Raw genomic sequence first — 24,260 nt, 5'->3', positions numbered from 1 at the left:
TCCCTGTGGCTTTAAGCCACCTGAAGGGACGTTTAAGACTAAGACGTTGATAGGCTGGGTGTGTAAGTGCAGCGATGCATTGAGCTAACCAGTACTAATGACCCGAGAGGCTTAACCTTACAACACCAAAGGTGTTTTGATTTGAGAGACAGGCTCGAGAGAGTAGATTTTCAGCGGAATGTTCCGGAATTGGTTCGTATGGCGGCGTGGGGTGAGAAACCCTGATGCGCTGCGGTACGGATAAAACAGAATTTGCCTGGCGGCACTAGCGCGGTGGTCCCACCTGACCCCATGCCGAACTCAGAAGTGAAACGCCGTAGCGCCGATGGTAGTGTGGGGTCTCCCCATGCGAGAGTAGGGAACTGCCAGGCATCAAATAAAGCCAAAAGCCCCGTACGAAAGTGCGGGGCTTTTCGCTATGGGGAATTTAAGGCATTGTGTACATTATTTACTCAGTACGTTGCCATGATCTGCAATTTAATTTCTCTTTTTATCCCTTCCTGAACACTCATTTGCTTCCCTTTATAACCAGATAATCTAAATTAATAACTTAAGTTGAAACATTTTCACTTAACGCTTGCAGGCTCGACATCTTAATCAAAAACCGATATCTTCAGCTATCTAGAAGTCTAAACGTATAAATGGATGCAGTGAGGAAGTTGTTATGCCGATCCGGGTTCCAGATGAATTACCAGCGGTGAATTTCCTGCGTAATGAGAACGTCTTTGTTATGACGTCATCACGGGCAAAAACGCAGGAGATCCGTCCTCTTAAGGTGCTGGTTCTCAACCTGATGCCGAAGAAAATTGAGACCGAAAATCAGTTTTTACGACTGCTTTCCAACTCTCCTTTGCAGATTGATGTGCAGCTGTTACGCATTGACAGTCGGGAATCTAAAAATACCCCTGCCGAGCATCTGAATAATTTCTATTGTGACTTTGAAGATATTCAACATGACAACTATGACGGACTGATCGTTACCGGTGCACCTTTAGGCCTGGTCGACTTTTGTGATGTAGCATACTGGCCGGAAATTGAGCGCGTTATTCACTGGGCTAAAGAACATGTCACATCGACCCTGTTTGTTTGCTGGGCGGTTCAGGCGGCGTTGAATGTGCTTTACGGCCTGCCTAAGATGACCCGTGAAGCGAAGTTGTCTGGTGTATATCCCCATCAGACGCTACAACCGCTGGCATTACTGACCCGGGGCTTTGATGAAAGCTTTCTGGCACCTCATTCCCGTTATGCAGATTTTCCGGCAGATGTGCTCCGCCAGCATACGGATCTGGAGATCTTCGCCGAATCCGACGAAGCCGGTGCCTATCTCTTTGCAACCAAAGATAAACGGATGGCTTTTGTTACCGGACACCCTGAGTATGATGCAGGAACGCTGGCTGGTGAGTATCTGCGGGATGTGGCGGCGGGTTTATCGCCGGAAATGCCCTACAACTATTTCCCGCAGGATAACGCCGAGCTCGCCCCAAAGGCGACCTGGCGGAGTCACGGTCACCTGCTGTTTACTAACTGGCTGAATTATTATGTTTATCAGATCACACCGTTTGATCTGCGCCAGATGAATCCAACCCTCGAATAATCCTCTTTTCATGATTTCAGCAGACGATCTTGCCGGTCGTCTGCTCATCCTCTTCTTATCCCCGGATCCCTTTATCTGATCCTTTCCTTCTGTGCCTGTCCCCCCTCATCCGAAATTCATTACCATTTTACGAAAAAATAATTCATTCCTAACTCATTGATTAAAATTAATTATTTTTACAATAAAAAATAAAATGGAAATCGTTTTTGATTTTATGAAATTACTGATTACGCTTAAATCTATCGGGCAATAAATGACCAGAGAAAGATCGCCTCAGGAGCATGGGGGCATCTCCGGTGTGTTTTCGACCGTAACAGCGTCTGTTCAGTGAAGTGCTCTGGCAGATTAAACAGATAAATCAGGAGATAAATGATGTCTGAGCAAATTACCCGCAGTCAGCTTGGTTTTACGCGCCGGTTTGGTGAAAATGAAGCACAGATTCTGACCGAAGAAGCCGTTGATTTTTTATCTGAACTGGTTATCCGTTTTACCCCGCTGCGTAACCGCTTACTCGCCGATCGAATTGCCGTACAGCAGAAGATAGATCAGGGAACGTTGCCTGATTTTGTTTCGGAAACAGATTCCATAAAAAAATCAAACTGGAAGATTCGAGGTATCCCGGCAGACCTACTGGATCGCCGGGTAGAAATCACCGGTCCTGTTGAACGCAAGATGGTGATCAACGCGCTTAACGCTAATGTAAAAGTTTTTATGGCGGACTTTGAGGATTCCCTTGCTCCGGACTGGCAGAAAGTTATCGAAGGGCAGATAAACTTACGCGATGCGGTGAAGGGGACGATCAGCTACACCAATGAATCCGGCAAGATTTATCAACTCAAGCCCGATCCGGCCGTTTTGGTTTGTCGTGTACGTGGTCTGCATTTACCCGAAAAGCATGTGAACTGGCAGGGTGAGGCTATTCCCGGTTCTTTGTTCGACTTCGCTTTGTATTTTTTCCATAACTATCGCGCCTTACTGGCAAAAGGCAGTGGCCCCTACTTCTATCTGCCAAAAATGCAGTCTTATCATGAGGCTGACTGGTGGAGCCAGGTCTTCAGTTTTGCCGAGGATTATGCAGGATTATCGCGCGGCACGATTAAAGCCACGGTGCTGATTGAAACCCTGCCTGCGGTTTTCCAGATGGATGAAATCCTTTACCACCTGCGTGCTCACATCGTCGGACTGAACTGTGGTCGCTGGGATTACATCTTCAGCTATATCAAAACGTTGAAGAATCATGCTGATCGTGTATTACCTGACCGCCAGTCTGTGACCATGACGCAACCTTTCCTCAGTGCGTACTCGCGTCTGCTGATCAAAACCTGTCATCGCCGTGGCGCATTTGCGATGGGTGGCATGGCGGCATTTATCCCAAGCAAAGACGTTAAGCGTAACGAATGGGTACTGAACAAAGTCCGGACGGACAAAGAGTTTGAAGCGAATAACGGACATGATGGTACCTGGATAGCACACCCCGGGTTGGCCGACACGGTACTCGAAGTGTTTGATAAAGCGCTGGGTGATCGCGTAAATCAACTGGACGTATTACGCGAAGAAGACGCCGAAATTACTGCCGGGCAGTTGCTCGAACCATGTTCAGGCGATCGTACTGAAGAGGGTATGCGCGCCAATATCCGCGTCGCGGTGCAATACATCGAAGCCTGGATTTCTGGCAACGGCTGTGTCCCGATTTACGGGCTGATGGAAGATGCCGCCACGGCGGAAATCTCCCGTACATCAATCTGGCAATGGATCCACCACGGCAAAACGCTTAATGACGGACAACCCGTGACGAAGCCGTTATTCCGCCACATGCTGAACGAAGAAATGCTGGTCATTCAGCAGGAGTTGGGCGACCAACGCTTCAGCGCAGGACGGTTCACACAGGCAGCTGCGCTGATGGAAAAAATCACCACACAGGACGAATTAATCGATTTCCTGACCCTGCCCGGCTATCAGCTGCTGGCCTGATTCTTCTTACCCTACACATAAAAAGACCGGAGCATTTGCCATGAAAACGACCCGTACTCAGCAGATTCAGCAGCTTGAAGAAACCTGGAACCAGCCGCGCTGGAAAGATATTACCCGACCTTACACGGCGGCAGACGTGATTAGCCTGCGTGGCTCAGTCAATCCTGAATGTACGCTGGCACAGCACGGTGCGGCGCGCCTGTGGGATTTACTCCACGGTGGATCGCGTAAAGGGTATGTGAATTGTCTTGGCGCACTGACCGGCGGACAGGCATTGCAACAGGCAAAAGCGGGTATCGAAGCCATTTATCTTTCCGGGTGGCAGGTTGCCGCAGATGCCAATACAGCTTCCAGTATGTATCCCGATCAGTCTTTGTATCCGGTAAATTCGGTACCTGAAGTGGTGGCGCGCATTAACAACACTTTTCGCCGTGCGGACCAGATTCAGTGGGCCAATAACATTGAGCCGGGGCTGCCGGGCTATACCGACTATTTCCTGCCGATTGTGGCCGATGCTGAAGCCGGTTTTGGCGGCGTACTCAATGCCTTTGAGTTGATGAAATCCATGATTGAAGCGGGTGCTGCCGCTGTTCATTTTGAAGACCAGCTTGCCGCAGTGAAGAAGTGCGGGCATATGGGCGGCAAAGTTCTGGTGCCGACTCAGGAAGCGGTGCAGAAACTGGTCTCCGCGCGCCTTGCCGCTGATGTTCTTGGCGTCCCGACGCTGTTGGTGGCGCGTACTGACGCTGATGCGGCAGATTTACTGACGTCAGACTGCGACCCTTATGATAGCCAGTTTATTACCGGCGAAAGAACGCATGAAGGCTTCTACCGGACACACGCCGGTATTGAGCAGGCCATCAGTCGCGGGCTGGCGTACGCGCCTTATGCCGACGTGGTATGGTGCGAAACATCAACGCCTGATCTGGCACTGGCTCAGCATTTTGCCGAGGCCATTCATGCAGAGTTCCCGGGAAAATTGCTGGCCTATAACTGTTCACCATCGTTTAACTGGAAGAAAAATCTCGATGATAAAACCATCGCCAGTTTCCAGGACCAACTGGCCGCGATGGGCTATCAGTATCAGTTCATTACGTTAGCAGGTATCCATAGCATGTGGTTCAACATGTTCGACCTTGCTCATGCCTATGCGCAGGGAGAGGGGATGAAGCACTACGTCGACAAAGTACAGGAACCGGAATTTGCAGCCATAAGTCGCGGCTACACTTTCGCCTCGCACCAGCAGGAAGTCGGAACCGGTTATTTTGATAAAGTCACCACCATCATTCAGGGCGGCCGTTCCTCGGTCACCGCCCTCACCGGTTCTACCGAAGAACAGCAGTTTTCCTCTGCGGCACACTGATATTTATCAGGCCCGGTAAAAGCCGGGCCTTTTTCCTCCGGGAGTCGCCACTATGCGTATAGAGTTGTTGATTGCGCAGACTATTTTGCAGGGATTCGACGCACAGTATGGCCGCTTTCTCGAGGTGACATCGGGGGCACAGCAGCGCTTTGAAAATGCCGACTGGCCGGCGGTACAGGCAGCAATGAAGCAACGTATCCATTTGTATGACCACCATGTCGGGCTGGTGGTTGCCCAGCTCAGATGCATTACCGGCCCGCATTTTTATGATGCCGCGTTTCTGATCCGCGTAAAGGCGTGTTACTCCGGATTACTGCCTGATTATCCGCGGGCTGAAATAGCCGAAAGTTTCTTTAATTCAGTCTATTGCCGCATTTTCAAACATCGCGATCTGACCGCAGACAAACTTTTTATTTTCAGTGAGCAGCCTTTCCGGCGGCCGCAACATTGCGCCCGTCCTTTGTCACGTCTTTACCCGGTTCAGGGCCAGCTTGCCGGCACACTCGCAAGAGTTCTTCATGACCTGCCGGTGCGCTTACCCTGGGAGAATACGCACCGTGACGTAGATTATATTGCTACGGCATTACAACAACGTTTCCCCGCTGAGTGGCTTGCAGAGGCTGATATTGAGATTGCCACCGAGATTTTTTATCGCAATAAAGCCGCATGGATAATCGGTAAAATCAGGACCGGCACGCAGGTATTTCCTATGTTATTGCCGGTGCATCTCAGCAGTCATCAGAAGCAGTTGTTTGTTGATGCCTGTCTTACCGAAAGCAACGATGCCAGTATAGTCTTTGGCTTTGCCCGCTCGTATTTTATGGTGTATGCACCGCAGCCTGGCGCGCTGGTTGAGTGGTTACGTGAGATTCTACCGGCCAAAACCACGGCTGAGCTGTACAGCGCTATCGGTTGCCAGAAGCATGCAAAAACCGAATGTTACCGTGAACATCTGCGCTTTATGGCGCAAACCGATAAGTCTTTTATTATCGCACCCGGTGTTAAAGGAATGGTCATGCTGGTATTTACCCTGCCTGGCAGTGACCGGGTGTTCAAAGTGATAAAAGATAATTTTGCGCCGCAGAAAGAAGTGACCGAAGCACAGGTCAAAGCCTGCTATCAGTTGGTGAAAGAACATGATCGTGTCGGGCGGATGGCCGATACGCAGGAGTTTGAGCACTTTGTTCTGCCGAAGAAAAATATCAGTCCTGAACTGATGGCTGAACTACAGCGTGAAGTACCTGCCAAGATTGAAGATTTGGGAGACAGCATTGCGCTCAGGCACCTGTATATTGAACGGCGTATGACGCCGCTGAATTTATATCTGGAACAGGCCAGCACTAAGCAGCTTCATGATGTGATTGAAGAATATGGCAATGCAATTAAACAACTGGCCGCGGCTAATATCTTTCCCGGAGACATGTTGTTTAAGAATTTTGGCGTGACTCGTCATGGCCGGGTAGTATTTTATGATTACGATGAAATCTGCTACATGACCGAAGTGAATTTTCGCGATATTCCTGCGCCACGTTATCCGGAGGATGAACTGGCCAGTGAACCCTGGTACAGCATTGCGCCAGGTGATGTTTTTCCCGAGGAATTCCGGCATTTTCTTTGCAGCGACAAACGCCTTGGTCAGATGTTTGAAACGCTACACGACGACCTTTTCAGCGCCAGTTACTGGCGCGGTTTGCAGCAGAGGATCCGTGAGGGGCATGTCGAAGATGTCTTTGCTTATCGCCGTTCGCGGCGTTTTAGCCATCGTTAATAAACTGAAATCCTGCCGCATAATGGTGGGATTTCAGCATCTCTCTCAGTGTTTTCCGCCGCCGTAGGCCTGCGTGATTTCTTTCGCCGCGTGGATCACCAGAGCCCCCAGTTCAGTCACCCGGTCGTCGGTGATGCGCGAAACCGGACCCGAAATGGAAATGGCCGCATAGGCATCGTTATGCTCGTCATAGATACAGGTCGCCACACAACGCAAACCGAGCGCATGCTCTTCATCATCAAAGGCATAACCGCGTTTACGGGTATCTGCCAGCTCCTGTTTCAGGTTCGCCGGAGACGTTTTTGTTAACGGCGTATAACTGTGCAGACCGATTTTGTGCAGCAGTTTTGCCAGACGTTCTTCCGGCAGGGTTGAAAGAAACGCTTTGCCGGCACCTGACGCATGCATGGGTAATTTTCCGCCAATAGGCGCCGACATTCTCATCAGGGCATTACATTGCACCTGATCGATAATGATCGCCTGATAATCACTGTGATCCAGCACGGCCAGATTGACCGTTTCGCCGGACTCCTCCATCAGGCGGCGTAGCATCGGGTGTACCATGGCCAGTAAATTACGGCTTTGCAGGAAACTACTGCCCACGATAAAAGCGTGCGAGCCTATGGTCCACAAGCCCAAATCTCCGACCTGACGAACAAACCCCTGCTGTTGCATGGTGGTCAGAAGGCGGTGGGTGGTGGAGTTGGGTAAACCCGCTTGCTGGGCGAGATCGGTCAGCGCCACGCTGCCCTGAGCTTCGGCAATATATTCCAGCAATTTAAGGCCACGCGTCAGGGACTGAACTTGTCCGGTTGCAGCACTGCTGTTGGCGGCAGCAGCTTTAGTTTTCTTAGCACGTTTGGCCGGAGCCGATACGGACGTTGCCATGAGCCTGTTCCTTGTAAGATGCGCCAAAAGCTGGCGAAGAAAAATCATTTTTGGAATTGGTTTTCGTTTTTACAGTATGGATCGCAACGTGCCTTTACGCTCATCCGATGTGTTGCATGGCGTTTGCGGGATGTCTTCCCGAATTGAAAAAGTCTCACGTCAGCGCGGCCTTTTGGCTGAGGAAGATATGCTAGGATGTTGACCATAATTTCCGGCGCATGAATGAATAATTTGCCGGGTGTGCGTGATGGGTGATGAGGTGAAAGTGACTAATCGAGTTGAGGCGCTACATAAGCAGCTGGCACAGCGCATTTTGGTTCTGGATGGCGGCATGGGCACTATGATCCAAAGCTATCGTCTGGAAGAAGAAGATTACCGCGGTGAGCGTTTTGCTGACTGGGAAAGCGATCTTAAAGGCAATAATGATCTGCTGGTGCTCTCCAGACCTGAAGTGATCATCGAGATCCACAACGGTTATCTTGCTGCCGGTGCAGATATCCTCGAAACCAACACGTTCAACTCCACCACGATTGCAATGGCTGACTACCATATGGAATCCTTGTCGGCTGAAATTAACTATGAGGCCGCGCGGCTGGCGCGACAGTGCGCCGATGAGTGGACTGCCCGTACGCCGGATAAACCGCGTTATGTCGCCGGGGTGTTAGGCCCGACCAACCGGACGGCATCGATTTCCCCTGATGTTAACGATCCCGCATTCCGTAACGTAACTTTCGATCAGCTGGTTGACGCTTACCGGGAATCTACCCGTGCGCTGATCGAAGGAGGGGTCGATCTGATCATGATCGAAACCGTATTCGACACACTTAATGCTAAAGCCGCCACGTTCGCAGTTGAAAGCGAATTCGAAGCGATGGGTATTGTCTTGCCGGTCATGGTTTCCGGCACGATTACCGATGCCTCGGGCCGTACTTTGTCCGGCCAGACAACCGAAGCATTTTATAACTCATTACGCCATGTGAAACCGCTCACCTTTGGCCTTAACTGCGCCCTGGGGCCTGATGAATTACGTCAGTATGTGGCTGAGTTATCCCGTATTGCAGAATGTTATGTCACCGCACACCCGAACGCCGGTTTACCTAACGCCTTTGGTGAATACGATCTCGAAGCTAAAGAAATGGCTGAGCATATTGCCGAATGGGCACGCTCGGGCTTTCTGAACATCGTCGGTGGTTGCTGTGGTACCACGCCTGCGCACATTGCGGCGATGGTGAAAGCCGTGGAAGGCGTGCCGCCCCGTGCTTTGCCGACCATTCCTGTTGCCTGCCGTCTGGCAGGGCTGGAACCGCTGACCATCGATCCACAGACGCTGTTTGTGAATGTCGGTGAACGTACCAATGTGACCGGCTCCGCGCGTTTCAAGCGACTGATTAAAGAAGAAAAGTATGCGGAAGCGCTGGCTGTAGCCCGTCAGCAGGTAGAAAGTGGCGCGCAAATTATTGACATCAACATGGATGAAGGAATGCTCGACGCCGAAGCGGCGATGGTGCGTTTCCTCAGCCTGATTGCCGGTGAACCGGATATCGCCCGTGTGCCGATCATGATCGACTCCTCCAAATGGGACGTCATCGAGAAAGGCCTGAAATGCATCCAGGGCAAGGGGATTGTTAACTCCATTTCCATGAAGGAAGGCGAAGAAGCCTTCCTGCACCATGCCCGTATGGTTCGCCGCTACGGCGCAGCCGTGGTGGTCATGGCATTTGATGAAACCGGGCAAGCGGACACCCGTGCCCGCAAAATTCAAATCTGCCGCCGTGCCTATAAATTGCTGACTGAAAAGGTCGGCTTCCCGCCGGAAGATATTATTTTCGACCCGAACATCTTTGCCGTAGCGACCGGTATTGAAGAGCACAATAACTACGCCGTTGATTTCATCGAAGCCTGTGCTGATATTAAAGCACAACTGCCGCATGCGTTGATTTCCGGCGGTGTTTCCAATGTGTCCTTCTCGTTCCGCGGTAACGAACCGGTGCGTGAAGCCATTCACGCTGTCTTTCTGTATCACGCCATCCGCAACGGTATGGATATGGGTATCGTCAACGCCGGCCAGTTGGCGATTTATGATGATTTACCGGCTGAACTGCGCGACGCCGTGGAAGATGTCATCCTCAACCGTCGTCATGATGGTACTGAGCGTCTGCTCGAACTGGCCGAAAAATACCGTGGCAGCAAGGACGATGGCGAAGCGAATAAGCAGCAGGCGGAATGGCGCAGCTGGGAAGTAAAAAAACGCCTCGAATACTCGCTGGTGAAAGGCATTACCGAATTTATCGAACTGGATACTGAAGAGTGCCGTCAGCTGGCCGCGCGTCCTATCGAAGTGATCGAAGGCCCGCTGATGGATGGTATGAATGTGGTCGGTGACCTGTTTGGTGCTGGCAAAATGTTCCTGCCGCAGGTGGTGAAATCCGCGCGTGTGATGAAACAAGCGGTGGCCTATCTGGAGCCGTACATTGAAGCCAGCAAGGAAAAGGGCCAGACCAACGGCAAAATTCTTCTCGCGACGGTAAAAGGCGATGTGCATGACATTGGCAAAAACATCGTCGGTGTTGTGCTGCAATGTAATAACTACGAGATTATTGACCTCGGTGTGATGGTGCCGACTGACAAAATTCTGAAAACTGCCATTGAAGAAAACGTCGATATTATCGGGCTTTCCGGGCTTATCACCCCGTCGCTGGATGAAATGGTCAACGTGGCAAAAGAAATGGAACGCCGTGGTTTCACCATGCCGTTGCTGATTGGCGGCGCAACCACATCGAAAGCGCACACAGCGGTGAAAATAGAACAAAATTACAGTGGTGCGACCTGCTATGTGCAAAACGCTTCACGCTCCGTGGGCGTCGTCTCTGCGTTGTTGTCCAATGATCAGCGCGATGCGTTTATCGGACGAACGCGTAAAGAGTATGAAACCGTACGTATCCAGCATGGTCGTAAAAAACCGCGCACGCCGCCGGTGAGTCTGGCAGTGGCCCGCGACAACGCGACTTTTATCGATTGGGAAACTTACACGCCGCCGGTGGCTCACCGTCTGGGCATCCAGAAAGTGGAAGCCAGCATTGAAACATTGCGTAATTACATCGACTGGACGCCGTTCTTTATGACCTGGTCGCTGGCGGGCAAATATCCGCGCATTCTTGAAGATGAAGTTGTCGGCGAGGAAGCGAAGCGCCTGTTCAGGGATGCCAACGATTTGCTGGATAAACTCTCCGCTGAAAAATTACTGAATCCGCGTGGTGTAGTGGGACTGTTCCCGGCAAACCGCACGGGCGATGATATCGAAATCTACAGCGACGAACGCCGTCAGGATGTGCTGGTGGTCAGCCATCATCTGCGTCAGCAAACGGAAAAAACCGATTTCGCCAACTACTGTCTGGCTGACTTTGTTGCGCCGAAATCCAGTGGCAAAAAAGATTACATGGGGGCATTTGCCGTAACCGGCGGGCTTGAGGAAGATGCGCTGGCCGAGGCGTATGACAAGCAGCATGATGATTACAATAAAATCATGATCAAGGCTCTGGCAGACCGTCTGGCAGAAGCGTTCGCAGAGTACCTGCACGAGAAGGTACGTAAAGTGTACTGGGGTTTTGCGCCGACAGAAAACCTGAGCAATGAAGAACTGATCCGCGAAAATTATCAGGGAATACGCCCGGCACCCGGTTACCCGGCCTGTCCTGAACATACTGAAAAAGGGCAAATCTGGAAGCTGCTGGATGTCGAAGCCAATACCGGTATGCAACTGACCGAGTCCTTTGCCATGTGGCCGGGGGCAGCTGTATCCGGCTGGTATTTCAGCCATCCTGACAGTAAATACTTCGCTGTGGCGCAGATCCAGCGTGATCAGGTTGAAGATTATGCAGCGCGTAAAAACATGCCGGTCGCAGAAGTGGAAAGATGGTTAGCCCCTAATCTGGGTTACGATGCCGACTAATAATATAAATGCCCGTTAACGGGCATTTATTTCCCCTTGATTTCCTTACGAATTCAGCTCACTTCCACATCAATGTGCAGTGCGTCATAGCGCCAGTATTCTAAATCGCAGTCGATGACCCGGTCGTGCTGGTCACGGTTGGTTCGCGTGATAAACAGTGCAGGGCTGCCGGGTGCCACTCTCAACGCATGCGAGGCTTCTTCACTCAGCAACGTAGGTACCATATCAAATCGTACGCGTCCGTAATGAATGTCGTAGCGCAGCGCATACAGATCGGTCAGCGATGATGTGAGATCAGCGCTGAGAATATCCTGAAAATACAGCGGATTAAGGTAGTGCTCGACATACAGTACCGGACGGCTATCGATATAACGCAACCGTCTTATGCAAATCACCTCACTCTCTGCCGGCACTAATAACTTCTGACACACCGTATCACTGGCAAGACAGTGCTTCGCATCGATCACTTCGGTTTTTGCGCTGCGTCCCTGATCTTTCGCCATCGCGTGAAAATGACTTCTTTGCAGCGGGTTATAAATAATGCGCGGTGGGGAAACAAACCAGCCCCGGCGCACTTCCCGGTAAATCAGACCCTGTGCCTCAAGCTGGCTCAATGCTTCCCGTAATGTGATACGGGTGGTGGAAAACTGTTCACTCAACGCGCGCTCAGAAGGCAGCCTTCCCTCTGCAGAAAATGCCCCGGCTGCAATACTTTCGCTCAATGCCTTGCAGATAACGGCAAGGGTGGTCTGCGATTCACTCATCGGTTAGCAAGCCTCATTTCAGTGCGTTTTTGCACCAATCTGACTCTGCATCGTGTCAATAATGTGCGCCCGTTAACAGCGATCAGCTTAAAACTGCTGCTTTTTCGCGCTGACATATAATTATCACAATTGAGCGTTAGATTGGCTTGGTTCTTGCTGGACTAGACCAGCACTTCACACACTATCATCTGGAGCATCCGTTATGAAACAGTTGTTCGCTTCTGTGTTAACCAGCGCGCTTGTCCTCTCCGCTTCACCGGCATTTGCCGCTGAGCCTCCTGCTGCACTCCTCAAAGCGGCACAAGCCGAAGGAACGGTAAACAGTGTCGGTATGCCTGATGACTGGGCGAACTGGAAAGGAACATGGAGTGATCTGAGCACTAAATATGGTCTGAAACACAGTGATACCGATATGAGTTCCGCCCAGGAAATCGCCAAATTCCTGGCAGAGAAGGACAATGCCAGTGCTGATATTGGTGACGTGGGCGCTGCTTTCGGACCGGTTGCTGTGCAAAAAGGCGTGACCCAGCCTTATAAACCGACAACCTGGGATCAGGTACCCGACTGGGCAAAAGATAAAGACGGTATGTGGGCGCTCGCTTACACCGGTACTATCGCCTTCATCATTGATAAATCGCAGGTTAAAGATGAGCCACACAGCTGGGCTGATCTGCTCAACAGCAAATACAAAGTGACTATTGGTGATGTGAGCACCGCAGCGCAGGCGGCAAACGGCGTGCTGGCGGCAACTTACGCGATGGGTGGGAATGAAAAGGATCTAAAACCAGGTCTGGAATATTTCGGCAAACTGGCGAAAGCAGGACGTCTGAGTCTGACGAACCCGGTGATCGCTTCTCTGGAGAAAGGTGAGGTGCAGGTTGGCGTCGTCTGGGACTTCAACGGGCTGAGCTATCGCGACAAAATCGACAGAACCCGCTTCGATGTGGTGATCCCATCGGATGGCACTATCACGTCCGGCTACACCACCATCATCAACAAATTCGCCAAACACCCAAATGCGGCAAAACTGGCACGTGAATACATCTTCTCTGATGCTGGCCAGATCAATTTAGCACAAGGTTATGCCCGCCCGATCCGTGCTGACCACATCACTCTGCCAGACGATGTAAAAGCCAAACTGCTGCCATCCAGTGAATACAAAAATGCACATCCGATTGCCGATCCGGCTGCCTGGGACAAGAGCGCGAAAACCTTGCCGCGCCTGTGGCAGGAAAACGTCATGATCAACATGCAGCAATAAATTCCTAAAAATAAGAAGAACCGGGCAGCGAAAGCATTGGTTAATGACAACACCTGTAAGAAATGAAAGGCATACATGTAATGAAAAGCATTCTGGTAGTTCTCGACGGCCTGAATTATCAGGTCGGCAACGACACAATGGGTTATTTACAGGCGCAGTGTGCCGCAGGACGTGGCCGCTTGTATCAACTGGAATGCGAATTGCCTTCGCTGTCCCGACCGCTTTATGAATGCATTCTCACCGGCATCACGCCGGTGGAGAGTGGCATCGTTCATAACCATGTTGACCGGTTATCGACACAACGCAGTATTTTTCACTATGCCCGCGACGCCGGTCTGACGACGGCTGCGGCGGCTTATCACTGGGTCAGCGAGCTGTACAACCGCACACCATTTGACCCGCCGCGTGATCGTCACACCAGTGATGAATCGCTGGCTATCCAGCACGGTCATTTCTATTACGACGACAGTTATCCTGATTCGCATTTGTTCGATGATGCCGAAAGCCTGCGACGTCGTCATGATCCCGACTTCCTGCTGATCCATCCGATGAACATTGATGATGCCGGGCATAAATTCGGCCTGTCGACACCGCAATATCGTAACAAAGCACGGATCGCAGACGGCATCCTGTCACGCTATCTGGGTGACTGGCTGGATGCCGGTTATCAGGTGATCGTGACCGCGGATCACGGCATGAATGATGACCGCAGTCACGGCGGGATTTTGCCGGAGGAGCGTCAGGTGCCGCTGTTCGTTTTTGGCAGTGCGTTCAGCTTCAAAGAGGCCGCACCGTTGCAGACCGAGTTGTGCGGAACCGTTTGTCAGATCCTTAATATTGCCCACGATAAGCCACATTGCTCGGCATTACTGGCCTGAATCCCGTCACTTTTAGAGGATACCCGATGAAAGCTAAGTGGATTGCGGCGTTGTTTATGCTGCCATTTCTGGTGTTTTTCATCGCTTTTCAGCTGGCGCCGCTGGCATGGATTGCGGTGAGCAGTTTTTACAGTGAGACGTATGAAGCCTGGGGACTGGGCAATTACACCGATATTCTGACATCACCGTTCTATTTACAGGCTATGCGTTTCTCGCTGGATATTTCCATCTGGTCGAGTTTATACGGCTTGCTTATCGCGTTGGTGGGCAGTTACTCACTTCGCCAGTTAGGCCCGACAAAGCTGCACGATTTTGTCATGTCGTTCACTAACATGACCAGCAACTTTGCCGGGGTGCCGCTGGCCTTCGCCTTCGTGATCCTGCTTGGCCTGAATGGTTGCCTGACGCTGCTGTTGAAAAAATATGGCCTGATGGAACACTTCGACCTCTATTCGAAAGACGGGCTTATTGTCCTCTATACCTATTTTCAGATCCCGCTCGGCGTGTTGCTGATGTATCCGGCATTTGATGCGCTGCGGGAGGACTGGCGCGAGTCAGCAGCCTTGCTGGGCGCGGGACGCTGGCGTTACTGGCGTCATATTGGTATTCCGGTGCTGTTCCCGGCCTTGCTCGGTACCTTCGTGATTTTGCTCGCCAATGCCCTTGGCGCGTATGCCACGGTGTATGCGCTGACCACCGGTAACTTTAACGTGGTGCCGGTGCGTATCGCGGCGTTGGTCTCGGGGGATATTTCTCTCGATCCGAACATGGGCAGCGCGCTGGCGATGTTGCTGGTGGTGCTGATGGCCTTTATCACGCTGATCCATCAGTGGTTATTGCGTAAAAGTTATCTCAGTCAGCGCAGCTGACGGGCAAAAAAAGGAACGTAAAATGTCGCGCTCTGAAGCGATTTACCACCGTGTGGTGATCTGGATTTTACTGATTGTCCTGATGTTGCCGCTGCTGGCGACGCTGGTCTATGCGCTGGTGCTGGAATGGGGTGCCACTATATTGCCGAGCGGCTTTACGCTCAAATGGCTGGTGGAATTGTGGAGTGATCCGCGTTTCCTGATTGCGCTCTGGCACTCGCTGCTGGTGTGTTTTGGCACACTTTTCCTCTCGCTGGTGCTGATCCTGCCACTCATGTTTGTGATTGCTTACTATTTTCCAAAGCTTGATGCGCTGATGAATATCCTGATCTTACTGCCGTTCGCCGTGCCACCCGTGGTGTCGTCGGTCGGTCTGATGCAACTCTATTCCGCTGAACCGCTGGCGCTGACCGGCACGCCGTGGATCCTGATCGGTTGTTACTTCACCATCGCGCTGCCGTTTATCTATCGCGCCATCTCCAACAACATGCAGGCGATCAACCTGCGTGACCTGATGGATGCGGCGCACCTGCTCGGGGCCAGCACCTGGAAAGCGGCACTGCTGGTGGTTTTACCGAACTTACGTAAAGGCGGAATGATTGCCGTCCTGCTGTCGTTTTCCTTCCTGATCGGGGAATTTGTATTCGCTAACCTGCTGGCAGGCAGCCGTTATGAAACGGTTCAGGTTTACCTCTATAACATGCGCAATGGCAGCGGCCATTTTACCAGCGCACTGGTCATCTCCTATTTCATGGTCGTCCTGATTTTCACCTGGGTGGCGAACATCCTGAACAAAGGAAAGCGCTGATTATGTCGTATTTACAGGTTACTCAACTCAATAAGTCTTACGGCCCGACGCAAATTTTCAACAACATCGATTTTTCAGCACAAGAGGGTGAATTCGTCACGCTACTGGGACCCAGCGGTTGTGGGAAATCCACACTGCTTCGCTGTCTCGCAGGGCTGACGTCGGTGGACAGCGGAAAAATTCTGATACAGGGGCAGGATATTGTGCCGTTGCCGCCGCAGCAGCGCGGTATAGGTATGGTCTTCCAGAGTTACGCGTTGTTCCCGAATATGACCGTGGAAGCTAATGTCGCATTCGGCCTGAAAATGCAAAAGATACCGGCTTCCGAGTTGCATCGCCGCGTCGGTGAAGTGCTGGAACTGGTGGAAATGAACGACTATGCCAAACGTTATCCGCATCAGCTTTCCGGTGGCCAATGTCAGCGTGTGGCGCTGGCGCGTTCACTGGTCACACAGCCGCGTCTGTTGTTGCTTGATGAACCGCTTTCCGCGCTCGATGCCCGTATCCGTAAGCATTTGCGTGAGCAAATCCGCCGTATTCAGCGTGAAATGAACCTGACGGCGATTTTCGTGACACACGATCAGGAAGAAGCGCTGACCATGTCCGATCGGATTGTGCTGATGAACAAAGGACAAATCGTCCAAAATGCTGACGCCGAAACCCTGTATACTGAACCGGTGGATGCGTTCGCCGCAGGCTTTATCGGCAGTTACAATCTGTTAAGCCCTGAACAGGCGATGGCGCTGACCGGCATACGTTATACCGGTCGCGTCGCCATCCGGCCGGAGTCGGTCACGATGTGTGAACTGACTGAAGGCATTCCGGCTAAAATTATCAGCCACAGCCTGCTCGGTAACGTCGTGCGTTATCGCATTTTAGCGCACGGCGTTGAGCTTTCTGTGGATGTCTTAAACCGCTCTGTGGCCTCACTTCGTGCCGATGGCAGCGATATTGGTCTACAGTTAGATCTTGTTACGTTACGGGAAGTTGCATGAAACTGGCGCTGTTTGATCTCGATGAAACCCTGATTAGCGGCGACTGTTCGAGTTTGTGGTCAGCCTATATGGTGGCCAATGGCTGGGTGGCCGATGAACAGGCTTTCCTGCAACAAGATGCCGCACTGATGCAGCAATACGCTGCCGGCCAGATGGATATGCAGGAGTACATGCGTTGTACTTTGGTGCCGCTGTCCGGCCGCCGTCAACGTGATGTCGCGGCAATGGTCGCGAATTATATTCAGGATGTGATTGCCCCGCGTGTTTACGCGCAGGCGCGTGAGTGTCTGGCTGCTCACCGCGCACAGGGCGACCGGACGGTGATTATTTCCGCGTCCGGTGAACATCTGGTGCAGCCAATTGCCCGTTTCCTTGGTGTTGATGAAACGCTGGCGATTGGTGTTGAAATCAAAGAAGGGCGCTTTACCGGCGCCACACAGGGGACGATGACTTACCGCGAAGGCAAAGTTTCGCGGTTACTTGAACTCATCAATCAGGACGAATCCCTGTTGCAATCAGCCAGTTTTTATTCGGATTCCCATAATGATCTGCCGTTGCTGACCCGCGTTGGGCAGCCTGTGGTGGTGAATCCGGACGCCATCCTGCTCCAGCACGCCCGGCAGGCAGGATGGCCGGTCTATGCCTGGCGTTAATGGAGCTGTTTTTTCGTGTTAACCCTTTTGCATCTGTTGTCTGCTATTTCTCTGCTCGTATGGGGTACGCACATCGTGCGTACCGGCATCATGCGCGTCTTTGGCGCCAATCTGCGCCGTGTTCTGAGTAACAGTGTCGAGAAAAAACCGCTGGCGTTTGTGGCGGGGATTGGCGTAACTGCGCTGGTGCAAAGCAGTAATGCTACCGCGCTGCTGGTCACGTCGTTTGTATCGCAGGGGCTGGTGGCACTGGCGCCGGCACTGGTGATTATTCTCGGTGCAGATGTCGGGACCGCCGTGATGGCGCGTATCCTGACTTTCGATCTCTCCTGGCTTTCTCCGCTGCTGATTTTCGTCGGTGTTGCATTCTTCCTCAGCCGTAAACAAACCCGCGCGGGGCAAATGGGCCGCGTCGGTATCGGACTGGGTCTGATTTTACTGGCGCTGGAACTGATTGTGGGCGCAGCAACACCGATCATGCAGGCCTCCGGCGTGAAAGTTTTATTCTCCTCACTGACGGGTGATGTACTGCTCGATGCTCTGACCGGCGCAGTGTTTGCCATCATCAGTTATTCCAGTCTGGCTGCTGTGTTGCTGACCGCAACCCTTGCCGCAACCGGCGTGATTTCGCTTAAAGTATCGCTGTGTCTGGTCATCGGTGCCAATCTTGGCAGCGGGCTGCTGGCGATGATTAACGCCAGTAAAATGAACGCTGCCGGTCGCCGGGTCGCGCTCGGCAGCACGTTGTTTAAACTGATTGGTTTAGTGATTGTGCTGCCGTTTGTCGGACCGTTGTCGACCCAACTGGCGCGGCTTGGGATCCCGGATGAGGAACTGGTGATTTATTTTCACATGTTCTACAACCTGATCCGTTGTCTGGCAATGGTGCCGCTGACTGCGCCGATGGCGAAGATTTGCCAGATGATGATTGCCGATGTGCCGGAAGATGATCCGCGTCTGCGCCCGCGTCATCTTGACGTCAGCGCGATAGATACACCGACGCTGGCGCTGGCCAATGCCGCCCGCGAGACTTTGCGCATGGGCGACGTGGTCGAACATATGCTGATCCTCAACCGGGAAGTGATGCACGGTAAACTGGCGCAGGATCGCGAAGTGCGGCGTCTCGACGATGACGTTGATGTGTTGTACACCGCCATCAAACTGTATCTGGCGCAAATCAATAAAGAAGGGTTGGGCGAAGATGACTCCCGCCGCTGGGCAGAAATTATCGAAATGGCGCTCAACCTCGAACAGGCCGGTGACATTATCGAACGTATGACCGGCGATATCACCGCCAAATCCCACGCTACGCGCCGCGCGTTCTCGCCGGAAGGCTTGGTGGAACTGGATGCCTTACATGAAAAATTACAAGATAATCTGCGTCTGAGTTTGGGGGTATTCCTGTCAAACGATCTCACCAGCGCACGCCGTCTGCGACGTTCCAAACACCGCTTCCGCATTCTTGACCGCCGTTACGCGCATGCCCATGTTGATCGCTTGCATCAGCATAATGTGCAGAGTATTGAAACCAGTTCGCTCCACCTCGGGTTACTGGGAGATATGAAACGTCTGAACTCACTGTTCTGTGCGGTGGCGTATAACGTGCTGGATCAGGATGAGCAGGAAGACGAGCAGCGCGAACCGAATGATGATGCGCAACGGGTGTAGTACGAATAAAAACGGGCGCTGAGGAAGGCGCCCGTTTCTTTTTGCTGTTTTTTTACGGTCTGGACATCAGTCTTTTTTGACCGGTTTGCCGGACCAGTAACCGGCCAGTAAAGAACCTGAAAGATTATGCCAGACCGAGAACAATGCACCCGGCAGTGCGGCCAGCGGGGTGAAATAGATTTTCCCCAGCGTCGCGGCTAAGCCTGAGTTCTGCATCCCGACTTCCATCGCCAGCGTGCGGCAGGTGGTTTCGTCAAAGCCAAACAGTTTTCCACCCCAGTAACCGCTCAGTAAACCAATGCCGTTGTGCAGAATAACCGCCACAATCACGATCAGTCCCACAGAACCGATAAAGCCCTGACTGCCCGCCACGACGGCGCTGATAATGGCGATAATGCACACCATTGAGAAAAGCGGCAGCAGCGGTTCGATGCGTTTTACGGTTTTCGTGAACAGATGATGAATAATCAGACCGGCTAAAATCGGGATGACGACGATTTGCAAAATGCTCAACAGCATGCCTTCCACATCGACCTTGATGTGCGTATCAACATACAGACGTGTTAGCAATGGCGTGGCGAAAACGCCAACCAGCGTGGAAACCGCAGAAATCGTCACGGAAAGCGCGACGTCGCCTTTCGCCAGATAAATCATGACATTAGAAGCAGTTCCGCTGGCCACGCTGCCAACCAGAATCATCCCCGCCGATAAATCTGCGGGCATATGGAACAGCTTTGCCAGTACCCATGCCGCCAGCGGCATGACCAGATAATGCAGGAAAGTAGCGGCAGCAACCGGGCCGGGCCGGGAAAGTACGCGTTTGAAATCACCGAATTCGAGAGTGACGCCCATCGCGAACATGATCAGCATCAGCAGGGTAGAAACGTGCGGGCCGATCGGCGTAAACGTGCCGGGCGAATAGTAGGCCGCGACGGATAACAGCACGGCCCACAACGGGAACAGGCGGGTTATTATGGCTAACATTGAGGATGATCCTTGTCTTTGTTGTTTTGCAAAAGTACAGACAAAAAAAAGACCGGGCACGTGGCCCGGTCTTCTCAGATACCGCGCCCGTCCTTATTCGAATAGGTTGCGGTGTAGAGTTTTAACAACCTGATCGGCATCGTTGCCCGGCACCAGGAAGCATAAATTGTAGCTACTTGCGCCGTAGCAAATCATGCGGATATTGAACGGATCCAGTACGCCGAAGACTTCTTTGCCGACGCCACAGGCCTGTGACAGTTTGTTACCGATAATCGCGATCAGTGCCAGATTTTCTTCGACTTCCACGCGGCACAGTGAGGATAATTCTGTCAGCAGCGAGGTGGTCAGCAGGCTGTCACCCGAGGATGTGGAACCGGTGGTATCCAGCGTCAGTGCGACGCTGACTTCGGACGTTGTGATCAGATCAACAGAGATGCTGTGACGAGCCAGAGTGCCAAACACTTCGGCGAGGAAACCGCGTGAATGGAGCATGCTCAGGCTGTGCAGCGTGACCAGCGTTTGTCTGCGGCGCAGGGCTATCGCGCGGAACAGCGGCGGATTATCGCTGGTATCACACACCAGGGTGCCACCGCCTGACGGGTCCTTGCTCGAGCCTACAAACACCGGAATACCGCGGCGCACCGCTGGCAGCAGCGTTGCAGGATGCAGAACTTTCGCACCAAAAGTCGCCATTTCAGCCGCTTCTTCAAATGCGATACGGTCAATACGTTTTGCCGCCGGCACCAGACGTGGATCGGTAGTATAAATCCCCGGTACGTCCGTCCAGATATCCACCCGGGAAACGCTCAGCGCTTCGCCTAACAATGCGGCGGTATAATCGCTGCCACCACGGCCAAGTGTCGTGGTACGCCCTTTGCCTTCAGAACCGATAAAACCTTGTGTGATCACAAGAGCGTCCTGCAAGCGCGGTTGCAACTGCTGAACGGTTAACTCGTTTAATGCCTGAGTATCTGGCTCCGCCCGGCCAAAGCGATCATTGGTGCGCATAATTTTACGCACGTCGAACCATTCCACCGGCACGTTACGCTGGCGAATGATTTCAACAAACAGCAGAGTAGACATCAGTTCGCCATGGCTCACCAGTTCGTCAGTCAGCGCGGTAGATGTCGCCAGGCTCGCCGCTTCTGACAACATAGCGATATTTTCCAGCATGCGGCCGATTTCTTCGCGGATCACTGTCGGATTATCGAGGCGGTCGATGATGGCGCTCTGGATGCGCCGAATTTCATCAAGCAGGAACACCCGTCGTTCGGTTTCTTTACCTTCGGCCAGCTCGACTAATAAATTGGTGACGCCCGCAGAGGCGGAGAGGACAACCAGACGTACTTCAGGACGCGACAGCACGATATCCGCGCTGCGGTTCATTGCGTCGAAATCCGCCACGCTGGTACCGCCGAATTTGGCGACGATGACATTACCCAAAGGCTGCTGACTGGCGTTGCGGGATACTGCGTGATTCATGTAAAACCTCGTGTCCGGGTCGTCATACCATGACGGCCATCGATTCCATAAGAATTGGCACAAAGGGAAGAGCGGGAAACGGGAGCAGGCGTAGAGATACTACGATACACCCAGAAGCGCCCCACCTAGCCGACACCCTTTCGGGGTGTTCCGGTGACAACCCAGGGGATTCAGCCCCTGTAGTCGATCGTTCGCCTGCCGCGGGCTTATGATCTCGGCGCCGCTCCCCCTGATGTATCTTCGTAGGATTTCGGCTCCTCCGATACACTGCCTGGGCGACGCGCCTCTTCTGGCTCGCGCACCGAGCGCGCGAGTTAGGCGCTTAGGAATAGCCGTTTATCGCCCGTCTGTCAACGGTCAGGCAGCGCATGCGCTACATTTTGAGCGATTCTCATCTAATATTGTTCTCTGTCATTGTGATTAAGCAGATCTGACCTATCGCAAGAAAAGGCATCTCTTCCCGGGAACTTCAGGCTACAATCGGGACAGTTACCTCATATTTATTCTCAGCCTAAGAGCATTGCTATGAAAAATATCAATCCAACTCAGACCGCTGCCTGGCAAGCCCTGCAGCAGCATTTCGACAAGATGAAAGATGTGCAGATTAGCCATCTGTTTGCTGAAGATGGTGATCGTTTCTCCAAATTCTCTGCCACGTTTGAAGACCAGATGCTGGTCGATTTCTCTAAAAACCGTATCACTGCAGAGACGCTCGATAAACTGCAGACGCTGGCGAAAGAGACTGACCTTCAGGGCGCAATCAAATCGATGTTCTCTGGCGAGAAGATCAACCGCACCGAAGACCGTGCTGTTCTGCACGTAGCCCTGCGTAACCGCAGCAACACACCAATCATCGTGGACGGCAAAGATGTTATGCCGGAAGTGAACGCAGTTCTGGCGAAAATTAAAGGTTTCACCGGGCGCGTTATCGGTGGCGAGTGGAAAGGGTATACCGGCAAAGCCATCACTGATGTGGTGAACATCGGGATCGGCGGTTCAGACCTCGGTCCGTTCATGGTGACTGAAGCACTGCGTCCGTACAAAAATCATCTGAATATGCATTTCGTCTCCAACGTAGATGGCACGCATATCGCTGAAACGCTGAAAGATTTGTCTCCGGAAACCACGCTGTTCCTGGTGGCATCAAAAACCTTCACCACACAGGAAACCATGACCAACGCCCACAGCGCGCGTGACTGGTTCCTGGAAACTGCCGGCGACAACAAACACGTGGCGAAACACTTCGCTGCGCTGTCTACCAACGGTAAAGCAGTGAGCGAGTTTGGTATCGATACCGACAACATGTTCGAATTCTGGGACTGGGTCGGCGGTCGTTACTCTCTGTGGTCAGCAATCGGTCTGTCTATCGCGTTGTCTGTTGGGTTCGATAACTTCGAACAATTGCTGAGCGGTGCTCATGCAATGGACAAACACTTCGCGAATACGCCGGCTGAGAAAAACCTGCCGGTGCTGCTGGCACTGATCGGCATCTGGTATAACGATTTCTACGGCACTGAAACCGAAGCTATCCTGCCATACGACCAGTACATGCACCGTTTTGCCGCTTACTTCCAGCAAGGCAACATGGAATCTAACGGTAAGTTCGTTGACCGTAACGGTAATCCGGTGGATTACCAGACGGGCCCGATCATCTGGGGTGAGCCGGGCACTAACGGCCAGCATGCGTTTTATCAGCTGATTCACCAGGGGACTAAAATCATCCCTTGTGACTTCATTGCGCCAGCCATCAGCCATAACCCGCTGAGCGATCACCACGCGAAACTGCTGTCTAACTTCTTCGCCCAGACGGAAGCGCTGGCATTCGGTAAATCTCTGGACGTTGTCGAGAAAGAATTCGCCGATCAGGGCAAAAAACCGGAAGACGTGAAACACGTTGCGCCGTTCAAAGTGTTCGAAGGGAACCGTCCGACCAACTCCATCCTGCTGCGTGAAATCACGCCTTACAGCCTGGGTGCGTTGATCGCGATGTACGAACACAAAATCTTTACTCAGGGCGTGATCCTCAACATCTACACTTTCGACCAATGGGGTGTAGAACTGGGCAAACAGCTGGCAAACCGTATCCTGCCAGAACTGGAAGATGACAAAGACGTGACCGGGCATGACAGTTCGACTAACGGTCTGATCAACCGCTTCAAAAACTGGCGCTAATACCCGTTATCTTTCGCGCTGCCCCGGCATTGGCTGCCTTCATGAACCCCGGTCACATACTTGTGTATGCTCCCGGGGATTCATTCAGTTGCCGCCTGGATGCAACACGAATGATTTAGGGCATTAAGGTTTTTATACGTCAAAATAAAAGGGTTAGCCTTCACCGGCTGGCCCTTTTTTAATGGCGCTTTTC

At 52.3% G+C, this 24,260-nt stretch carries 17 protein-coding genes, 2 rRNA genes and 1 riboswitch; of the genes, 15 read left to right on the top strand and 4 right to left on the bottom strand.

The genetic code is table 11. The features are described from left to right. From ETV65_RS20120 to aceK, 6 genes are all read left to right on the top strand, one after another. Positions 1–119: ribosomal RNA gene (locus tag ETV65_RS20120) — 23S ribosomal RNA — on the top strand; the annotation flags it as partial. Between the two features lie 136 nt (positions 120–255). Then, positions 256–371 (top strand): 5S ribosomal RNA (rrf, locus tag ETV65_RS20115). Positions 372–664: 293 nt separating this feature from the next. Further along, positions 665–1,594 (top strand): homoserine O-succinyltransferase, encoded by a 930-nt coding sequence (gene metA, locus ETV65_RS20110; protein ID WP_129954852.1) that lies wholly within the window; start codon positions 665–667, stop codon positions 1,592–1,594. Positions 1,595–1,966: 372 nt separating this feature from the next. Further along, positions 1,967–3,565 carry a malate synthase A gene (aceB, locus tag ETV65_RS20105; RefSeq protein ID WP_129954863.1) on the top strand — a complete coding sequence of 533 codons (1,599 nt, stop codon included), beginning with the start codon at positions 1,967–1,969 and terminating at the stop codon, positions 3,563–3,565. A 40-nt stretch (positions 3,566–3,605) separates the two neighbouring features. Further along, positions 3,606–4,928 carry an isocitrate lyase gene (gene aceA / locus ETV65_RS20100; RefSeq protein ID WP_129954851.1) on the top strand — a complete coding sequence of 441 codons (1,323 nt, stop codon included), beginning with the start codon at positions 3,606–3,608 and terminating at the stop codon, positions 4,926–4,928. A 52-nt stretch (positions 4,929–4,980) separates the two neighbouring features. Then, positions 4,981–6,696, top strand: coding sequence for a bifunctional isocitrate dehydrogenase kinase/phosphatase (aceK, locus tag ETV65_RS20095; protein WP_129954850.1), 1,716 nt, complete (start codon positions 4,981–4,983; stop codon positions 6,694–6,696). A gap of 45 nt (positions 6,697–6,741) precedes the next feature. Here the strand turns inward: aceK and iclR are convergent, their stop codons facing one another. Then, positions 6,742–7,584, bottom strand: coding sequence for a glyoxylate bypass operon transcriptional repressor IclR (gene iclR, locus ETV65_RS20090; RefSeq protein WP_129954849.1), 843 nt, complete (start codon positions 7,582–7,584; stop codon positions 6,742–6,744). 247 nt (positions 7,585–7,831) lie between these two features. Between iclR and metH the strand changes: the two genes are divergently transcribed. Next, positions 7,832–11,533, top strand: coding sequence for a methionine synthase (gene metH / locus ETV65_RS20085; RefSeq protein WP_129954848.1), 3,702 nt, complete (start codon positions 7,832–7,834; stop codon positions 11,531–11,533). 53 nt (positions 11,534–11,586) lie between these two features. Here metH and ETV65_RS20080 read toward each other — a convergent pair whose 3' ends face one another. Continuing rightward, positions 11,587–12,297, bottom strand: a complete 711-nt coding sequence (locus ETV65_RS20080) for a UTRA domain-containing protein (RefSeq protein WP_129954847.1) — start codon at positions 12,295–12,297, stop codon at positions 11,587–11,589. 202 nt (positions 12,298–12,499) lie between these two features. Between ETV65_RS20080 and ETV65_RS20075 the strand changes: the two genes are divergently transcribed. The 7 genes from ETV65_RS20075 to ETV65_RS20045 all read left to right on the top strand — a co-directional run bounded on the left by ETV65_RS20075 (position 12,500) and on the right by ETV65_RS20045 (position 19,429). Next, positions 12,500–13,558: an ABC transporter substrate-binding protein gene (locus ETV65_RS20075; RefSeq protein WP_129954846.1), complete on the top strand. Its 1,059-nt coding sequence runs from the start codon at positions 12,500–12,502 to the stop codon at positions 13,556–13,558. A gap of 80 nt (positions 13,559–13,638) precedes the next feature. Beyond that, a complete protein-coding gene (locus tag ETV65_RS20070) occupies positions 13,639–14,436 on the top strand; it encodes an alkaline phosphatase family protein (RefSeq protein ID WP_129954845.1) in 798 nt (265 codons plus the stop codon). Positions 14,437–14,462: 26 nt separating this feature from the next. After that, positions 14,463–15,305 carry an ABC transporter permease subunit gene (locus ETV65_RS20065; protein ID WP_129954844.1) on the top strand — a complete coding sequence of 281 codons (843 nt, stop codon included), beginning with the start codon at positions 14,463–14,465 and terminating at the stop codon, positions 15,303–15,305. A gap of 22 nt (positions 15,306–15,327) precedes the next feature. Then, positions 15,328–16,113 (top strand): ABC transporter permease, encoded by a 786-nt coding sequence (locus ETV65_RS20060; RefSeq protein ID WP_129954843.1) that lies wholly within the window; start codon positions 15,328–15,330, stop codon positions 16,111–16,113. A 2-nt stretch (positions 16,114–16,115) separates the two neighbouring features. Continuing rightward, positions 16,116–17,108 carry an ABC transporter ATP-binding protein gene (locus ETV65_RS20055; RefSeq protein WP_129954842.1) on the top strand — a complete coding sequence of 331 codons (993 nt, stop codon included), beginning with the start codon at positions 16,116–16,118 and terminating at the stop codon, positions 17,106–17,108. Beyond that, positions 17,105–17,761: an HAD family hydrolase gene (locus ETV65_RS20050; RefSeq protein ID WP_129954841.1), complete on the top strand. Its 657-nt coding sequence runs from the start codon at positions 17,105–17,107 to the stop codon at positions 17,759–17,761. Before ETV65_RS20055 ends, ETV65_RS20050 begins: the two co-directional genes overlap by 4 nt. A 15-nt stretch (positions 17,762–17,776) precedes the next feature. After that, positions 17,777–19,429, top strand: a complete 1,653-nt coding sequence (locus ETV65_RS20045; RefSeq protein WP_015699010.1) for a Na/Pi cotransporter family protein — start codon at positions 17,777–17,779, stop codon at positions 19,427–19,429. Between the two features lie 66 nt (positions 19,430–19,495). On the opposite strand, the gene panS is transcribed toward ETV65_RS20045, so the two are convergent. Together panS and lysC are read right to left on the bottom strand one after the other, a co-directional pair. Beyond that, entirely contained in the window at positions 19,496–20,413 is a 918-nt protein-coding gene (panS, locus tag ETV65_RS20040) for a ketopantoate/pantoate/pantothenate transporter PanS (RefSeq protein WP_129954840.1), read from the bottom strand. Positions 20,414–20,506: 93 nt separating this feature from the next. Then, the gene (lysC, locus tag ETV65_RS20035; RefSeq protein ID WP_129954839.1) at positions 20,507–21,895 is read right to left on the bottom strand and encodes a lysine-sensitive aspartokinase 3; all 1,389 of its coding nucleotides are present in this window, start codon (positions 21,893–21,895) and stop codon (positions 20,507–20,509) included. 106 nt (positions 21,896–22,001) lie between these two features. Next, a riboswitch (Lysine riboswitch) is annotated at positions 22,002–22,192 on the bottom strand. A gap of 228 nt (positions 22,193–22,420) precedes the next feature. Here lysC and pgi point away from each other — a divergent pair. Beyond that, positions 22,421–24,067: a glucose-6-phosphate isomerase gene (gene pgi / locus ETV65_RS20030; RefSeq protein ID WP_129954838.1), complete on the top strand. Its 1,647-nt coding sequence runs from the start codon at positions 22,421–22,423 to the stop codon at positions 24,065–24,067. Positions 24,068–24,260: the final 193 nt, after the last annotated feature.

Source organism: Rahnella sp. RFA10(1/100) (assembly GCF_004195115.1).
GTDB classification, from domain to species: domain Bacteria; phylum Pseudomonadota; class Gammaproteobacteria; order Enterobacterales; family Enterobacteriaceae; genus Rahnella; species Rahnella perminowiae.
The sequence above is the reverse complement of the archived record's forward strand: the minus strand, read 5'-3'. Positions and strand labels throughout refer to the sequence as shown.

Bases quoted from the DNA above. Each gene is read 5' to 3' on its own strand.
- metA (WP_129954852.1), top strand. From the start codon at position 665: ATGCCGATCCGGGTTCCAGATGAATTACCAGCGGTGAATTTCCTGCGT.
- aceB (WP_129954863.1), top strand. From the start codon at position 1,967: ATGTCTGAGCAAATTACCCGCAGTCAGCTTGGTTTTACGCGCCGGTTT.
- aceA (WP_129954851.1), top strand. From the start codon at position 3,606: ATGAAAACGACCCGTACTCAGCAGATTCAGCAGCTTGAAGAAACCTGG.
- aceK (WP_129954850.1), top strand. From the start codon at position 4,981: ATGCGTATAGAGTTGTTGATTGCGCAGACTATTTTGCAGGGATTCGAC.
- iclR (WP_129954849.1), bottom strand. From the start codon at position 7,584: ATGGCAACGTCCGTATCGGCTCCGGCCAAACGTGCTAAGAAAACTAAA.
- metH (WP_129954848.1), top strand. From the start codon at position 7,832: ATGGGTGATGAGGTGAAAGTGACTAATCGAGTTGAGGCGCTACATAAG.
- ETV65_RS20080 (WP_129954847.1), bottom strand. From the start codon at position 12,297: ATGAGTGAATCGCAGACCACCCTTGCCGTTATCTGCAAGGCATTGAGC.
- ETV65_RS20075 (WP_129954846.1), top strand. From the start codon at position 12,500: ATGAAACAGTTGTTCGCTTCTGTGTTAACCAGCGCGCTTGTCCTCTCC.
- ETV65_RS20070 (WP_129954845.1), top strand. From the start codon at position 13,639: ATGAAAAGCATTCTGGTAGTTCTCGACGGCCTGAATTATCAGGTCGGC.
- ETV65_RS20065 (WP_129954844.1), top strand. From the start codon at position 14,463: ATGAAAGCTAAGTGGATTGCGGCGTTGTTTATGCTGCCATTTCTGGTG.
- ETV65_RS20060 (WP_129954843.1), top strand. From the start codon at position 15,328: ATGTCGCGCTCTGAAGCGATTTACCACCGTGTGGTGATCTGGATTTTA.
- ETV65_RS20055 (WP_129954842.1), top strand. From the start codon at position 16,116: ATGTCGTATTTACAGGTTACTCAACTCAATAAGTCTTACGGCCCGACG.
- ETV65_RS20050 (WP_129954841.1), top strand. From the start codon at position 17,105: ATGAAACTGGCGCTGTTTGATCTCGATGAAACCCTGATTAGCGGCGAC.
- panS (WP_129954840.1), bottom strand. From the start codon at position 20,413: ATGTTAGCCATAATAACCCGCCTGTTCCCGTTGTGGGCCGTGCTGTTA.
- lysC (WP_129954839.1), bottom strand. From the start codon at position 21,895: ATGAATCACGCAGTATCCCGCAACGCCAGTCAGCAGCCTTTGGGTAAT.
- pgi (WP_129954838.1), top strand. From the start codon at position 22,421: ATGAAAAATATCAATCCAACTCAGACCGCTGCCTGGCAAGCCCTGCAG.